The sequence below is a fragment of the Sulfuricurvum kujiense DSM 16994 genome (assembly GCF_000183725.1).
Lineage (GTDB): Bacteria > Campylobacterota > Campylobacteria > Campylobacterales > Sulfurimonadaceae > Sulfuricurvum > Sulfuricurvum kujiense.
The window spans coordinates 34,916-50,006 of sequence record NC_014754.1 but is presented as its reverse complement, the minus strand read 5'-3'; the positions used below and the strand labels follow the sequence as shown (position 1 = coordinate 50,006).

Genomic DNA, 15,091 nt, shown 5'->3' with positions numbered 1-15,091 from the left:
AATTGTCAATTTCACTCTCTCTATGAATTTGCCATTTCCAAAACCACTCCATCTTCCACCCGCAAAATTCGGTCAAAAAGAGGGAGCATCCGTTCATCATGGGTAACGACGATAATCGCGACATCATGTTCATGCGCCAGTGAACGAAGCAACTCCATCACCGACAAAGCTCGCTGTGAATCAAGTGCGGCGGTAGGTTCATCCGCGAGGATTATTTGAGGATTGTTTGCTAAAGATCGTGCAATTGCTACCCTCTGACTCTGCCCTCCTGAAAGTTCTGAGGGCATTTTTTCGAGCTTATCCCCTACCCCCAGATATTCGAGAAGTTCAACTGCTTTTGTGTTAGCTTCATTCACTCCTACACCGTTCATTTGTGGAACCAAAGTGATGTTTTCGCGGACATTTAAAAAGGGAATCAGGTTGTGTGATTGAAAAATAAACCCTATCTTTTCGCGTCGAATTTTTCTCGTATCGGGTATCGTCCACCCGCTATCGTAAACACATTCACCGCTTAGCGTCAACTTACCCCCGCTGGGTTCGGTGATACAACCGATCATCGTAATAAGCGTCGTTTTCCCTGATCCGCTGGGTCCTAGCAAAGCTACCGTTTCTCCTGAGTAGATTTCAAAATCAGCTTTTTTGATAGCTAAAACAGCACTGTCTCCGCTCCCGTAGGTTTTTTCGATACCTTCACATTTAATGACACTGTGCTTCATTTAGCCCCCTATCGCGCTGGAAGGATCAACCCGCAAAGCAGTTCGAATACCTGAAATAGATGCCAAAATACTGACAATCATAACCACAACAAACAGTTTCATTGCATCTTGCGCTACGAGAATAATTGTTTTGGGGAAAATATCGGCACTGGCATGGGCAAAAATATTTCCTGCAATAAAGGCGATTAATCCTAACAGTACCGACTGCTGCCCTATCATCTTCGTAATGGTGAAGTTGGAAGCACCGATAAGTTTCAAAATCGCAATCTCTTTGATCTTATTGATTGTCATCGTATAGATAATCAACGAAATAATGACCGATGAAACAATGAGCAAAATCACCGTAAACATTCCGATTTGCTTTGCGGAACGTTCGATCAAATTTTTTGTCAAAATTTCGGCTTGCTCTTCTTGGGTAAAAGCCTGTTGATGTTTCCATCGTTTGATCTCTTGAATAACCTGCTGAATCTCTACCCCTGTGTGAAGTTTCAGTGCAAAGGTATTAACCGTTTGGGGGGAAGTGCTCTGAACCCCTCGGTTTCGATCGTTTCGGATTTGGTCGTTGCTAAAAAGAAATTGTAACTCTTGAGCCTCTCTGAGACCCATATAAAGCATCGGATCCCCTCCTGAAGAAACCGCTTTGTGTGTGAGGCCAACCACGGTGTATTCATCTCGTCCCAGAGAAATCTGATCTCCGAGTTCAAATCCCGATTTTGAATCGACGATAATCTCTTGTGTCGGTATCCGTATTTTCCTCCCTTTTGAGAGGTGAAAGGGTGTAAATCCACTTAAGACATCATATCCTAGCGCGTAAAGGCGGATCGGCTTCTCTTTTCCGATGATTTGAATGCTTTGAAACGTTAAAGGATGAACCTCTTTTACCCCAGCGAGCGCTTTGAGCGAATATTTGAGATCTTCATGCAACCGTGAGTTTTCAGCAAAAGGACCCAATGTGTCTTTCTGCACCACCCATACATCTGGGGCAATGTCGTTTGGTACGATCATCGCATCATGAGCCATCCCACGATAAACACCAATCATGATCAATACTACCCCAATCAGCATCCCCACTCCGAATGCGGTCGTAATGAATTTCCCCAACGAATGGGCGATATCCCTCTGTGCGAGGTTGATCATCGCTTCTCTCCGAGAGAATCGCTGATGTGAATATACGCTTCAGCCTGTTCACCTAAATAAAGCTCTGCTGGAAGTTGTTTGAATGCGAGATACACAATCCGCTCTTCGGTAACACGGTCGCTTTCACTTCCGATTCGAGCCACATGTGCTTCAAATGTTTGATCAGGATAGGAGCGTAGTGTTATGGTTGCACTTTGGGCAACTTTTACTTTTCTGCTTTGACGTTCATCGATATAAAGTTTAACCCAGTAGGTTTTAGGATTCACCAAACGAAATACGGCGGAACCGGCGCTGATGGTGCTTCCTACTTCCCCATTTTTGGAGATGACTTTCGCATCGAAAGGTGAGCGAAGCGACAAATCATCGATTTTCAGCCGTTGAGCTGCCGCTGCTGCCCCTGATTTTTCTACATCCAGTGTGAGCAATTTTATATTTTCGTGTCCACTTTCCAGTTGAGCCGAAGCACTTTGCGCCGAGGCATAAGCACTATCATATTCGGCTTGCGTTACAAAGCCCCCTTTGAGTAGTTCTCTGTATCGCTCTAATGTCTGATCGGCAAGGTGCGCTTTGGCTTTCAAATCTTTTAGTGCGGCTTTTGCAGCAGAGAGTTGAGAGCGACTTTTCGCGATGGAGGCTTCCCCCTCATGAAGCGCAGCGGTCAACTCTGATGGCTCCATTACCGCCAAAACTTGACCTGCATGTACCATGTCCCCCTCATCCGCATAGAGATTTTGAATTTTTGCCGTCGTTTTTGGGGCAAGAATGACAATCTCTTCGGCTTCAAGCGTTCCAGTCCCGAATACTGTACTATTCGTTTCAATAGTGTTTTTCTCTACCGCAGGTATTGGTGCCTCAGAAACCCAAAACATTTTTTTCAACACGATGGCGCCGAGTATGAGAACGATCAACCCTATTATGATTTTTTTATCGGCAAATTTCATCGATGCATCCTTTGTTTAATAGTCTCTCTATCCGTGCAAAACGGACGATTTTAGTGAGTTTAGCCCATGATAAGCCATTTTTCGCATTATCTAAAGCATTTTGAGCTTCCAAAACGTCAACATATGTTGCTAATCCTTGGGTATATCGACCCTCCATTAAATGGAGAGTTTGCTCTAAAGCGTCAATAAGTCCCCTTTTCGCTTCTATACTCTGGATTGCTTGCTCATGGTCGCTTGCAGCATTAAAGAGCTCCTCAAACAATTGTTTTTTAGTATTTTCATACTCTTGTTGCGCTATCTGAACACTCAAAGCACTTTTTTGCATTTGAGCATCGAGATATCCCCCATCAAACAGCGGTAAATTCCCTTTTAGCCCTACGTAGCTGCTATCGTATGATGAGAGTGAGCGATCGACACCGTAACCCGCAACTGCTGATAAAGTTCCATACCCTAGTGTTTTAGACGCATTGTAGTTTGATCTCGCTTGAGCCAGAGCAGCTTCTAATCTTTTTAATTCTGGACTTTTTTGGAGAAGTTCTTCTTGCATCGACTCGATCGATGGAATCCTCTTCTCTTCCACTGCACGATCGAGTTCGTTTCCATCAATCGACTCAACCCTCTCACCGATCAAATGTTCAAGTGCATAAAGGCTTTTACGATATTCAGTACGCTTTGAGTGTAAAAGATCTTGAGCCTCCAGCCACGACGCTTTAAAACGTGATTCATCTGCTTGAGTTTTTAGACCGTTTTGACGCATATGAAGTGCTTTTTGATACAGTTTTTCGTAATAACGAGAGGTGGCTTCCGCTGTTTGTGTGAGACGATTCAAATAGGCTGCTGTGTAGTAGTTTTGGACTACTTGTTCAATCACGACTTCCTGATGATATCGGCTTTGTTCCTTTGCTCCTAAAGATGCTGACGCAGATGCTTTAAGACGCTCTTGCGTACGTCCAAAATCATACACCGTATAGGTGGCACTGATATCGGCATGAACCGCGTCGTCATGCCGTGTTGAAAAAACACCATTTGAGGGCATTACAAAGGTTTTAGTAGGATAATACTCCGCATTCAATTCGATATGCGGATAGAGATTAGAGCGCGCACTTTGTACCTCTTTACCCGATATATCATGATTTAAACGGGCAATTTCTACCTCTGGATGAGTCTTCAACGCCGATCTAATAGCTTCTTCGAGAGTGATTGCACAGAGATTAGTGACTAGAATATTGATGAGCGCTATAGTAAGTAATGTAAATCGCATTAATCTCCTTCTTTAATGAAATACTACCACAAAGTAGAAGTTGTATTGTAAATCAAAAATTAACCTACTTTTTGGCTACAATTCTAATAACTATCTGACCTTACGCACTTTTAAAAAAGGGCGAATCATTCCGTTTTTCTCCTGCATCCGAAAGATGCGGGAAGCTTTAGGGGATTGCAAAGGACTTTAGTCCTTGCCACTAAAACGGATAAATTCGTTTTAGTGCATAATATCACTAAAAGGAGTGTCGATGCATTTTTCCAAAACCGCTGAATACGCCATTCGGGTATTATCGTATCTCTACCGCCATCATGAGTCATCCCACTCCGTCAATGTTCTCCACCAAGAGCTCGTTCTTCCCTACAAATATCTCACCAAAATGGTGACGGATTTGGTCAAAAAGGGACTAGTCAACGCCTCTCGCGGTCGTGAGGGGGGGATAAGTTTGGCTAAAAATGCGGATCAAATTCGTCTGCGTGATATCCTCGAAGCGATTGGAGAGCCGTTGGAGCATGAACGGTGTATCTTGGGGTTTGAGAAATGCGATGCTTCGAATCCATGTGCTTTGCATGAGCAATGGGTTCAGCCCAAAGAGCTGATTGAGACGATGCTCACTACCACGACACTAGCATCACTGCTGGACAATAAAGAGACAAAACTCTAGAGAGTTTTACGCTGATACGGGAAGCATATACACAACACCGATCAGCGAGAGAACCAGTACCAGCCATATGGTTGGAATAAGACGATATTTATAGTCTACCTCTCTTAAATCCATAAAATAATCACTGATTAACTGCCCTTTGAAAAACGTACTAATCACTAAAAAGATAGCAAAAAAACCACTGAAAAGATCCAAGTAACCCACCAAAAAAGCCGAAAACGACAAAACGACCAAAACAGCAAAAATATCTTCTGCGTGTAGCTTCATTCCCTCTCCTAACGCATGATGTAGATTAAAGGAAAGAGGACAATCCACAACAAATCGACTAAATGCCAATAAATCGCACCCGTTTCAAGCCCACGGCAATCTATAGGGGTGTAACCTTGATTTTTAGTTTTACGATAGAGATTATAGAGGATCACTACACCCAAGGTAACGTGCATGAAATGAAACATCGTAAGCAGCAGATAGAACATGAAAAATGTATTCGTACTGAGAGTAATACCCTGAGCAAAGAGATGGGAAAATTCGGATAGTTTTAAAACGAGAAAGATGCTACCCAACATCATTGCACCTAAAAGCCATTTCGAAGCGCGTATACTTACCTCATGGCGGTGATGCAATTGCATCGTTTTTATCGTTTCAACACCCCTGACGATCAAATAACTGCTCGTAATCAAAATCAGCGTATTGATAAAACCGATAGTTTGATTCAGCAGAAGCTGAGAATCATTAAACATTTGCAGGTTGACTCTACGAGAATAGGCGTACCCTACAAACAACAAACCAAAAGTAAGCAGTTCAACGTAGACGATGATCCAAATCGCAAAATCCCCAGGCGGATAGTTTTTTTTATCTACGAGAATCTCAGACATGTATGCTTTTGATAAAATGGAGTGAGATCAGTTTTTCGAGCACCGCTAACACATCCTCTTCATCGCTGAGAGATTCGACAATCGAGTGGATGCACGCTTGGTAGGGATCAAACCCGTGGGCAATCAATTTCCCGGCATAAATAAGCAATCGCGTCGATACCGCTTCTTGGATATCACTATCGCTTAATTGGCGGATCTCACCCGCTATTGCCACCAGTTTTTGGGCGATCTTTTGATCTACTCCACTCTCTTTAACGATCACCTCGGTTTCTATCTCCGCTTTTGGATAATTAAAGGTGAGGGATATAAAACGTTGTTTGGTGCTGGGTTTCATCCCTTTTAACACATTTTGATATCCCGGATTATACGAAACCACGAGCATAAAATCAGGATGAGCCGTGATCACTTCGCCGGTACGATCGATGGGAAGAACTCGGCGATAATCGGCAAGGGAGTGTAAAACGACCGTCGTATCTTTGCGTGCTTCGATAATCTCATCGAGATAGCAGATTCCGCCATGACGGACGGCCTTAGTCAATGGCCCATCTTGCCAATACGTCCCGTTCTCATCGATCAAATGGCGACCGACCAAATCAGCAGCGCTAAGATCATCATGACACACCACCGTATACACATCACGCCCCAGTTCCTCCCCCATCGCTTCCACAAATCGAGTTTTTCCGCACCCTGTCGGCCCTTTGATCAACACAGGGAGGTTCATCCCAGCCGCCGCTTTGAAAAGCTCAACCTCATTGCCTTGGGGTAAATAGTACGTTTTAGACATAGCAATATTCCTTTTATTTGGTCAAGTTCATATAGATTTCGGGTAACACTTTGGGGAGTTTTTTGGCATCGCGGATTACTGCATAGGAGTTTCGTCCAAAAAGATAAGGGAGATACTCCTTTGCATCGATATCGATCGTGATACAAAACGGCGTAATACCCTTTTTCTTTACCTCTTCGATCGCTTTTTTTGTATCTTCGATCCCGTAGCGTCCGTCGTAGCGATCAACATCATTGGGTTTTCCGTCGCTTAAAATCAACAGAAGCTTATTGGCGCTTTGCTGTTTATCTAAAATCTTGGCACTCTCTCGTATCCCAGCCCCCATACGGGTGTAATATCCGGGCTTAATAGCATGAATCCGTCCTCTAATAGTGTCGCTGTAGTTCTCTTTGAAATTTTTAATAATGTGAAAGTTGACCTTGGTGTTTTTGATCGAGGAAAAGGTATAGATGGCAAAGCGATCTCGAAGTCGGTGAAGCGATTCGGAAAACACCATCAACGCATCTTGTATCATGTCGATGACCCGTATCTCTTGAGTTATCCCTGCTTCAGTGGAGAGAGAAACATCCGCCAATATCAGTGTCGACATATCACGCATCTTTCTCTCATACGTTTGGAAAAATCGCTGTGGATGGTTTGAACGGTTTTGATGTCCTTTGTAATCGATCCACGACTCGATATTGATCTCATCACCGTAAGGAAGATTGTCTCTTTTAATACGGTTTAGTTCCATCAAATCGAGTTCGCTTTGAATACGACGCATCATTTTTTGGAGTCGCTTTGGCAATTCTATGGGTTCGGTATGGAGCGAAATAATGGATTTTATACAGACATAGTTTTTGAGATAGAGCTCTTTTTTATAGTCCCACTCATCAATAAAATGTCCTTTGCCCAGAGGATATTCTTCTACGCTGTTGGCAGAGATGTCTAAATCCATTTTGATGCGGGCGGAGAGATTGGCATCTTTTTGCCCCAGTGTGATCTCCTCTAAATCTTCGGCATTATAGAGTGCATCCTCATCAAAGCTGTCATTTTCCTGCCGATCAACCCTCACCTGCTCCATCAGGCTCATAATCGACTCGGGTAAAAAGAGGAGTAGTCCGTCCGTCTCTTTTTTATCGTCGATTTGTTCGCTCTTTTTCTTCATTTTCAAGATTTCGGTTTTATTCTCCTCATCTCTTTGTCTGTGTACCTCTTCTTCATCATCGCTTGAGAGGAGTTTGTTGGAACTAGCGAGGGGCGGATAAATCCATAACGGATTGGGATAATTATCTACTGATGAGGCTTCTAGGGAAGGTTCAATCGTAGATAATTCAGGATAATATTCACGTAAATAGCGCTGGCTATACGTATAAAATTCACGAAATCCGGGATATTTTTTGATGAGGAGATCACTCACTCTAATGTTTTCAGAGGATATGTTTTGACGATTAACCGTGATGTTCGCAAGCATCGCGATCAACCAGTAATAGTGCATCTTATTGTGTGTTTTAGCAGGAAAATAAGCCAGAGAGGCAGGGAGATAAATCCCTTTTTCATCTTGCCAAGCAAGGAAAAAAGTTTTACCCGTCCCTGAGAATCTCTCCGTGAGTGTTCGTGACGTTTGGATGGAGCGTTTGTCGGTAATATGGAGCTCTTTGGCTTTTTCACCCCCTAAGAGGTGATAAAAGAGTTTTAACCCTTTGGCAATATCCGCAAAAGTGACCTCTTCAGCTTTAAAAAGACGAGAGGCTTTTTTCGTGACATAATGATCCCAGAATTTACCGACTTTTTCATCCATTACGCGTTTACTTTCTCTTCTTTGACAAAGAAACTGTAAAAATAGGTCAATAGTCCTAAAAGAACCATCACACCAAAAGCCAAACGAACCCCATACACCGTGCTAATAGCTTCTTGTGCACTCATGAAATCCAAAGCATCCGCAACATCACGTAGGCGTTGCATCTCTATTTGCATAATACCAGCAGCAGTCAGTGCCAACGTCAGACCGATCATTCCGATCACCATCATCCAAAAACTGGTAAGTTCTACACTCTGAGCTTTAGGACCGTTTCCATGAAGACGACCGCGAAGAATCGGCATCGCATACGAAATCAATGTAAAACAAATCATCACATACGCACCGAAAAAGGCAAGATGTCCGTGTGCTGCGGTCAACTGTGTACCGTGTGTGTAGTAGTTGATCGGTGCGAGTGTGTGCAAAAAGCCCCAGACACCTGCTCCTAAAAATCCGACAACCGCTGTCCCTTTTGCCCATGTCAACGCGATTTTATTGTCATGTTGGATACGACGGTTTTTTGCCATATTGTAAGCAAACAAAATCATTAGGAAAAAGGGGATAGGCTCTGCCGCAGACGCAATCGATCCGATCCATAACCAATACCCAGGGGTACCGATAAAGAAAAAGTGATGCCCTGTTCCCGCAAGTCCGGAAATCAATGTCATCGCAATAATCAAATAGAGCCATTTATCGATATGTTCACGGTCAACTCCGGTCGTTTTAATAAGAACAAACGCCAAAAGAGCACCCAAGATAAGTTCCCATGTCGCTTCAACCCACAAATGGACCACAAACCACCAGAAGAATTTATCCATGACTAGATTTTCAGGTACATAAAACGCAAACAAAAAGAAGAACGCTAACCCAAATAGACCCGTCAACAAAATAACCGATATGGTCGTTTTACGTCCTTTAATCACCGTCATTGTCACGTTTAAAATATACGATAGTACGACCAGAACAATCCCGATTTTTGTAATCGTCGGCTGTTCCAAAAACTCACGCCCCATCGTCGGCAACAGATTGTTATAGGTTAACTCCGCCAATGTCGCATAAGGGACCAATAAATAACCCAAGATGGTTGCTACACCCGCCGCCGCAAATACCCAAAAGGTGATTTTGGCCAACATCGGGCTCCAAAGTTCCCGTTCGCTCTCTTCAGGAATCAGATAATAGGTTGCTCCCATAAACCCGAATAATAAAAGAACAATCAACAAGTTCGTATGAACCATACGAAGAACATTAAAAGGGATCGCTGGGAATAAAAAATCCCCGTACAAATACTGAACCCCCATACTAAGGCCAAAAACAATCTCCCCTGCCAGAAGAATGAGTGCAAAAATAAAATATGGTTTTGCGACCATTTGAGATGAATATTTCATAATCTTCCTTATCCTTTAATGTTTGGCGGCCACTCTTGATTGTTGACACGAGAGGTCCAAATCAAAAAGTCTGCAAGATTGTTCACTTGTTCCGGGCTCAGGTGAAACTGCGGCATTTTTCGTCTATCGGGTGTATCGAGCGGTTGTGCCGCCATCCATCCTACCAGATACGTTTTAAACGCGGCTTCATCATTAGCACCAAGACGAGGAAATGCATTCCCAAGCTCCGGAGCATAATACGCCCCCTCCCCCATGATCGTATGGCAACCGACACAATTGTTCTCTTCCCATACCACTTTTCCCCGAGCAACAGACTCAGTGATTTTGTCATCATGGCTTAGCTTTGGAATTTGTTTAACGGTATCTATAGTTAGTCCGGTAAAAACCAAAATCGCGAAAAGTCCCCCGCCAAAGTAAATATTTCTGGCCATATTTTTAGTAATACGTTCAGACATTTCAGCTCCTATATTTAATTCTACCTATATGTAGTAATAAAATAGTAGCAGGATTATTTTAATTCTACCTTTACATAGTATATAATTGATTTACTTTTTTAGTAAGCCGATAGACTATGTATGAATAATAAGTGTTTTCCGCACACTCTCCCCTCCTCTGCTTTTAGAACCAAAAGATCCGCAATAATCTATACGAAAAACACTGTCGGAATAATATGATATACGAATACTAAAAAATGAGGTTTTCCGACATCATTCTTAATATATCTTATTCTTCAAGCTTACCTAAATTTTGAAGAACTTGCAGACGTAATTCTTCTTTATCGTAAGACAGTAAATTTGCTAAGTGTGTAATAAATTCTTTAATATTTAAAGGTTTAATCGACGTACTATTATGCTTAACAAAAGGTCCATCTGTTTCAGTTAAGATACGAGTTATAGGGATATTGATGATATTTGAAAAAATCTTTTCATTTTTAAGCATTTCTTGATTAATTGAGAAATTACACCCCATTTCAATTGCTCTTTGAAAATCTTTTTTACTACCAGTAAACCAATGAAGAACCACTTTACCATTATTGGGAAAAAAATTCTTCTCTAATGCATCTAATACTTTTGTACTACTGTATGCACTATGAATTGAAATTATTTTATTTTCATATTGTGCGCACATTCTCAGTATAGCTTGGAAAACTTGCTGTTGTTGTTCAAACGAATGATAAAACTTTTTTCCAGCATCCAAACCGATTTCTCCAACAAATCGAGTTGAATCAAGTAATTCCTCAAAAAGACTCAGTTCATTTGCACGTTCCGAAATCAGCTGAGGATGTAACCCAAGTGCAACTCGAATTTGGTCATATTCAGATGCCATATCAACATTTTTTTTCCAAGCTTTAGGTGTTGTCGTCACTGCTAATGTAGCTATTCCATTTTTTTGAGATTCAGCCAATAATTCTAAATGGTTTGGATATAAATCCAAATGGCAATGGTAATCTACATATTGTGTCTTCATTGCACTATTCCATTGGCTTTACTACAATGTCTTTTACCAATCCATATACTTCCTGCATCCCATCTTGATAAAGTTTTTCATATTTTGGAATTTCATTAGGTGCATCACTTAATGGCCCTGGTTTATGGATCAATATCTTTGCAAGATGAGGCTTATTCTGAAGTCTTTGACAAGCCACTTGGAATGACCGGATATGAATACCCTCAACATTACGACTATTGATCGCATTATCTGTCAATGCTAACCCATAGGAAGTCTCATCTTTTCCAAATCCATGCTTGATAGAAGCTCTACGTATTAAACAAGGTAAGCAATAACCGCAATGTTGAGGCGAATGACCTTGCCATCGTGCTTTTTTTGGATCTGAACATGACATAGTCTCAGCTATATGTGCTCTTAAAAAACTTTTGTCTTTACATTCGTCAATCATCTGTCCTTTTGTTTGATGACGATATGGATTTTCTATATCGACATCAAGTGACAGTTTTGCTGCTAATTGATTAAGTCTAGCAATAAAATATGGGTGTGCAGTGCGTGTACTCAAAGCACCAAGTCTTAGGGTATCCAATGGAACATTCAAAGCAATGAGCCCATTTTCTGGCACAATAACTTTTCTATCTCTAGGTAATGCACTAGCAGCCAGTATAGCCAATGTGTAAAACAAAAATGATCTGCTCCTTGTTGTATCTTCATATCCAGAACTAAATAATTCGCTTGAAAATCCAACATGCGATTTGATACTATAAAAACTGTCATCACCAAAATGTTCTTTCAAAGCATTTAAACAATAATTTTGGACTGAACTGGTCACAGCATCATTGTGATGTGATATAAACAATGGTTTTTGACCAGAATCAAGAGTATCTATCGCACCAATAAAGCTATCTAACCCACCAGATAAAAGTGAAATATGGTCGATTTCTGTAAACAGGTCTGGCCTTGCTGTATGGGCTAATATTCTATACTCTGCAGGCCGTGATCGAAAATGAAATGTCCATCGGTCACCAGTTAAGAACTGAAGAAGATTTGATAATAGTTGTGTGTTCCGATGCCATAAATCGCTATTACTTACGGGGAGATATATATCAATTTCCCTAGTCCATTCGTCTTGAGCATGATATTTCCGGGAAATTCTTGTGTCCGCTGCATACACACTCATGGCTATAAGAAATAAATCTATAGCCACTTCTTTCACGGTTAAACCGAGCTCGGCCAAATCATGTAATGTGGAATTAAATCCAAACTCTTGCAGATGACTTTCAGGATGAATTATGAAATTATCCGTAATGCTTGTATTTTGGACTGTTACAGCCTCTTTTTTCCCATAGTGAGCTATTAAGCTGTGTCGACTCATTTAAGCACCTCCGCCAAGCCAGTCAATAATGCAAATGATTCTTGATAAATATTGTCTATTATATGAGCCATTTCATTCTGGTTGAAAACAGATTTTTCTTTAAAATGTCTTTCAACGGCGACTCGTACTAGTCCTTTTGTGAATTGAGCTAATGACTTTTCAAGTCTTTCGACTTCTTCATTGCTTGAAGGTATTTTTACAGTTCCATGTCCAATATCATTAACAATACGTCCTTGAATGGAATGAGTAAAGTAGTTAATGAGCAATTCTTGTCTTTGAGCTTCATTCATGGAATCGAGGTCTGTAATACCTGAATTTATCAATTCACCAATTGACTCATGCATTGCATCTCTCGCAATACCTTCATCAATAGTTCCACCCGGTGGACATATAACTTCAGATAAAGCAAATAACACATCACTGGCAGACTGTCCTGCATAATTAGACAAGTTAAACTCTCGTATTGCTTGTTGTGCACCACCTGTTCCCAGTGCACCAATAAAATGCGCTAAGCCTCCCGCAGTTGTACGAGATGTGCCCATTCTTCTAGTGGCTCCACCTGTGCCGCCAGTAGCTTTTCCATAGGACTTGAGTGCATTGTTCATTGATCTTTGATCGCCAGATCTCAGATATCTACTGTAATTAGCTTTTGCACCCTGAAAAGGCAAAGTTCTTATTTTGTCAGGTGTTTCTGTTGTATTCTCAAGGGGGTTTTGTACGGTTTCTTTCCCTTTTTCTGAATCAGCAGGAGCCGGAGTAGGATCATCTACCCAACTTGGAACAAGTCCAACAGTTGTACCTCCAAATTGACTAGATGTGCCCATTAGTTACCTTTAATTAATTTAAAAGTCTGCTCTGCAAAAGTGCTTAGCGTCTTATTCTCTTCTTGATCTTTCCATTTCGTTAGCAATCTTTTATATTGTTGTCTAGCTACCGGTTCAGTAAACATATCAATAGGTTGGACAATCCAACCACCCAAATTTTCAATTGAAAAAGTTTCCAGTAATGTACAATATTTAGTTTGTAGACCTTTATGCATTTTTATCAATAAGTTTATGCCAATAATACCATCAGGTCTATCTTTGCAATTACCATTATTAGTAACAGCATTTTCTAAGTATTGATATAGTTTTTCTGCTTCTGATGTGGTCAAACCTTTAATAGTTTCTTTCTCTCCTGCGACTACCATCTCGCTTCCCAATAGCTTATCTGCAAGTTCATGCATGTCATCAGATTGAAAAGTTACTCCAAAACGCGTTTTTCTATCTCTTGTTACAAATAGATACGGACGCAAATCTATATCTGATAACTTTGGATATAAATCTGACCATTGAGTAATCCACTCTGCCCCTATATTAGGATCTAGTGAACTTTTTTCTATACCATCATTTCCCAATTTTTCCAGTTCCGTGAGTTCCTTCACTTTACCATTAGAGGAATTAGAAACCCAAATATTGAGTTGACGATAGAATTCAGTGTTAAAATTTTCAGCCAACATTATTTTTGATAAAACATTCAAAGTAATCTCTTGACCAAAACCTCTTGCTTGGGCAATTTGTTTACGTAACATCAAACTATTAATAAAACGCTTGATTTGTCTAGGATTTCCATTAGTTCCATCACTTATCATTGGACTAATTTGTTTGGCCAACATTAATGCTTCTCGGGCTTGCTGTTGCTCTGTAGGATCAGTAATAGCGTTATTGATTGCTTCAACTGTTAGCGTATTACCTATCCAAGGCTTTTGAATAGCTTCTTTTGATAGTTCTTTAAGTACACTGAATCCTTGACTTTTCTCATCAAGTAAACGCATCGCTAATAATAATGTGACATATGTAAGTGTTTCTGTAGCACCTAAAGCTGGTATACGGAAAGGTATTTGAATGAGTTTTTCAAGATAGTTACGCGCATAAGATGTCGCGCCAACTGTATTTGGTAGATTAGGAAAATGTTCTTTAACTGCATATTCAATCATAGCTTCATCTGCGGCTATAATAAATGCAGTTTTTGGTACAAACAAAAAGAGTCTCAATGCTTCTAGTGTTTCAATGGTCGTCTTTGGCAGACACCTGTCAAGATCATCAATTAAAACAACCAATTGATCAATATTCGCTTCTTCTAGTAATTCTTCAAATTCTTGACGAAAAGCGTGCATTTCATGTGGTATGTTTGAATTTTCAATTTCCTCGTTAATTATGCCTTTAAACGGTTCGGCCAGTTTTTTGAGAGTTTCTAACGAAAGCTCTTCCGTCGGATGTTCCATTATATTTTTAGCTGATTGGCTTATTTGTGTCAATAGTTCGGGCGAAGGTATTCCTGATAGATATGTAAAAGCTATTTGCCCAGTCGTTTTAGCCGCTTTCATCCAATTAATACGTTTAAAAAGAGATTTGGCTTTTTCTTTAACTTTACCTTTAGTAGAACGAGCTGCAGTTACTTCAGAGATAACTTTTTCAAGTAAAACAAGCTTTGCATCTTCAAAACCCTGAAACAGCCATCCATTAAACTTTAAACAGAGAACTTTTTCATCTTTCAAATAAGCTGCTTCTATCATGGCTAAAATACTAGACTTCCCTGCACCCCAATCACCATGAATTCCAATAGTCATTGGTTTATCATCTGCATCATCAAGTAATTCTTTAATAGTTTGTGCGATAGACTCATAATACAAAAAATCTATTGCTGTTTCATTATCATGAAGCACCATGTTATTTTCTCCGATTTTATATT

15 protein-coding genes are annotated in these 15,091 nt (G+C 40.7%); 1 reads left to right on the top strand and 14 read right to left on the bottom strand.

The window, feature by feature from the left end; genetic code table 11:
• Nucleotides 1-20 precede the first annotated feature (20 nt).
• The 4 genes from SULKU_RS13125 to SULKU_RS13110 are packed head-to-tail and all read right to left on the bottom strand — an operon-like array spanning nucleotide 21 to nucleotide 4,055.
• Nucleotides 21-716 (bottom strand): ABC transporter ATP-binding protein, encoded by a 696-nt coding sequence (locus tag SULKU_RS13125; protein WP_013449869.1) that lies wholly within the window; start codon nucleotides 714-716, stop codon nucleotides 21-23.
• Nucleotides 717-1,853 (bottom strand): ABC transporter permease, encoded by a 1,137-nt coding sequence (locus SULKU_RS13120; protein ID WP_013449868.1) that lies wholly within the window; start codon nucleotides 1,851-1,853, stop codon nucleotides 717-719. It lies immediately after the preceding gene.
• Nucleotides 1,850-2,794, bottom strand: coding sequence for an efflux RND transporter periplasmic adaptor subunit (locus SULKU_RS14645; RefSeq protein WP_013449867.1), 945 nt, complete (start codon nucleotides 2,792-2,794; stop codon nucleotides 1,850-1,852). Before SULKU_RS14645 ends, SULKU_RS13120 begins: the two co-directional genes overlap by 4 nt.
• Nucleotides 2,778-4,055: a TolC family protein gene (locus SULKU_RS13110; protein WP_013449866.1), complete on the bottom strand. Its 1,278-nt coding sequence runs from the start codon at nucleotides 4,053-4,055 to the stop codon at nucleotides 2,778-2,780. The genes SULKU_RS14645 and SULKU_RS13110 overlap by 17 nt, the downstream gene beginning before the upstream one ends.
• Before the next feature lie 250 nt (nucleotides 4,056-4,305).
• On the opposite strand from SULKU_RS13110, the gene SULKU_RS13105 reads away from it, so the two are divergent.
• Complete coding sequence (locus SULKU_RS13105) at nucleotides 4,306-4,719, top strand: RrF2 family transcriptional regulator (RefSeq protein ID WP_013449865.1); 414 nt, start codon at nucleotides 4,306-4,308, stop codon at nucleotides 4,717-4,719.
• 6 nt (nucleotides 4,720-4,725) lie between these two features.
• On the opposite strand, the gene SULKU_RS13100 is transcribed toward SULKU_RS13105, so the two are convergent.
• The 10 genes from SULKU_RS13100 to qatA form a co-directional block, all read right to left on the bottom strand.
• Nucleotides 4,726-4,986, bottom strand: coding sequence for a cytochrome C oxidase subunit IV family protein (locus tag SULKU_RS13100; RefSeq protein WP_013449864.1), 261 nt, complete (start codon nucleotides 4,984-4,986; stop codon nucleotides 4,726-4,728).
• An 8-nt stretch (nucleotides 4,987-4,994) separates the two neighbouring features.
• Nucleotides 4,995-5,594 carry a cytochrome c oxidase subunit 3 gene (locus SULKU_RS13095; RefSeq protein WP_013449863.1) on the bottom strand — a complete coding sequence of 200 codons (600 nt, stop codon included), beginning with the start codon at nucleotides 5,592-5,594 and terminating at the stop codon, nucleotides 4,995-4,997.
• The gene (locus SULKU_RS13090) at nucleotides 5,587-6,378 is read right to left on the bottom strand and encodes a CbbQ/NirQ/NorQ/GpvN family protein (protein ID WP_013449862.1); all 792 of its coding nucleotides are present in this window, start codon (nucleotides 6,376-6,378) and stop codon (nucleotides 5,587-5,589) included. Before SULKU_RS13090 ends, SULKU_RS13095 begins: the two co-directional genes overlap by 8 nt.
• A 13-nt stretch (nucleotides 6,379-6,391) precedes the next feature.
• Complete coding sequence (locus SULKU_RS13085; protein ID WP_013449861.1) at nucleotides 6,392-8,158, bottom strand: nitric oxide reductase activation protein NorD; 1,767 nt, start codon at nucleotides 8,156-8,158, stop codon at nucleotides 6,392-6,394.
• Complete coding sequence (locus SULKU_RS13080) at nucleotides 8,158-9,540, bottom strand: cbb3-type cytochrome c oxidase subunit I (protein WP_013449860.1); 1,383 nt, start codon at nucleotides 9,538-9,540, stop codon at nucleotides 8,158-8,160. Before SULKU_RS13080 ends, SULKU_RS13085 begins: the two co-directional genes overlap by 1 nt.
• An 8-nt stretch (nucleotides 9,541-9,548) precedes the next feature.
• Nucleotides 9,549-9,995 carry a c-type cytochrome gene (locus tag SULKU_RS13075; protein ID WP_013449859.1) on the bottom strand — a complete coding sequence of 149 codons (447 nt, stop codon included), beginning with the start codon at nucleotides 9,993-9,995 and terminating at the stop codon, nucleotides 9,549-9,551.
• Between the two features lie 268 nt (nucleotides 9,996-10,263).
• Nucleotides 10,264-11,007 (bottom strand): Qat anti-phage system TatD family nuclease QatD, encoded by a 744-nt coding sequence (gene qatD / locus SULKU_RS13070; protein ID WP_013449858.1) that lies wholly within the window; start codon nucleotides 11,005-11,007, stop codon nucleotides 10,264-10,266.
• Between the two features lie 4 nt (nucleotides 11,008-11,011).
• Nucleotides 11,012-12,361 (bottom strand): Qat anti-phage system QueC-like protein QatC, encoded by a 1,350-nt coding sequence (qatC, locus tag SULKU_RS13065; RefSeq protein ID WP_013449857.1) that lies wholly within the window; start codon nucleotides 12,359-12,361, stop codon nucleotides 11,012-11,014.
• A complete protein-coding gene (gene qatB / locus SULKU_RS13060) occupies nucleotides 12,358-13,185 on the bottom strand; it encodes a Qat anti-phage system associated protein QatB (protein WP_013449856.1) in 828 nt (275 codons plus the stop codon). The genes qatC and qatB overlap by 4 nt, the downstream gene beginning before the upstream one ends.
• A complete protein-coding gene (qatA, locus tag SULKU_RS13055; protein ID WP_013449855.1) occupies nucleotides 13,185-15,068 on the bottom strand; it encodes a Qat anti-phage system ATPase QatA in 1,884 nt (627 codons plus the stop codon). Before qatA ends, qatB begins: the two co-directional genes overlap by 1 nt.
• Between the last annotated feature and the right edge of the window lie 23 nt (nucleotides 15,069-15,091).

Bases quoted from the DNA above. Each gene is read 5' to 3' on its own strand.
- SULKU_RS13125 (WP_013449869.1), bottom strand. From the start codon at position 716: ATGAAGCACAGTGTCATTAAATGTGAAGGTATCGAAAAAACCTACGGG.
- SULKU_RS13120 (WP_013449868.1), bottom strand. From the start codon at position 1,853: ATGATCAACCTCGCACAGAGGGATATCGCCCATTCGTTGGGGAAATTC.
- SULKU_RS14645 (WP_013449867.1), bottom strand. From the start codon at position 2,794: ATGAAATTTGCCGATAAAAAAATCATAATAGGGTTGATCGTTCTCATA.
- SULKU_RS13110 (WP_013449866.1), bottom strand. From the start codon at position 4,055: ATGCGATTTACATTACTTACTATAGCGCTCATCAATATTCTAGTCACT.
- SULKU_RS13105 (WP_013449865.1), top strand. From the start codon at position 4,306: ATGCATTTTTCCAAAACCGCTGAATACGCCATTCGGGTATTATCGTAT.
- SULKU_RS13100 (WP_013449864.1), bottom strand. From the start codon at position 4,986: ATGAAGCTACACGCAGAAGATATTTTTGCTGTTTTGGTCGTTTTGTCG.
- SULKU_RS13095 (WP_013449863.1), bottom strand. From the start codon at position 5,594: ATGTCTGAGATTCTCGTAGATAAAAAAAACTATCCGCCTGGGGATTTT.
- SULKU_RS13090 (WP_013449862.1), bottom strand. From the start codon at position 6,378: ATGTCTAAAACGTACTATTTACCCCAAGGCAATGAGGTTGAGCTTTTC.
- SULKU_RS13085 (WP_013449861.1), bottom strand. From the start codon at position 8,158: ATGGATGAAAAAGTCGGTAAATTCTGGGATCATTATGTCACGAAAAAA.
- SULKU_RS13080 (WP_013449860.1), bottom strand. From the start codon at position 9,540: ATGAAATATTCATCTCAAATGGTCGCAAAACCATATTTTATTTTTGCA.
- SULKU_RS13075 (WP_013449859.1), bottom strand. From the start codon at position 9,995: ATGTCTGAACGTATTACTAAAAATATGGCCAGAAATATTTACTTTGGC.
- qatD (WP_013449858.1), bottom strand. From the start codon at position 11,007: ATGAAGACACAATATGTAGATTACCATTGCCATTTGGATTTATATCCA.
- qatC (WP_013449857.1), bottom strand. From the start codon at position 12,361: ATGAGTCGACACAGCTTAATAGCTCACTATGGGAAAAAAGAGGCTGTA.
- qatB (WP_013449856.1), bottom strand. From the start codon at position 13,185: ATGGGCACATCTAGTCAATTTGGAGGTACAACTGTTGGACTTGTTCCA.
- qatA (WP_013449855.1), bottom strand. From the start codon at position 15,068: ATGGTGCTTCATGATAATGAAACAGCAATAGATTTTTTGTATTATGAG.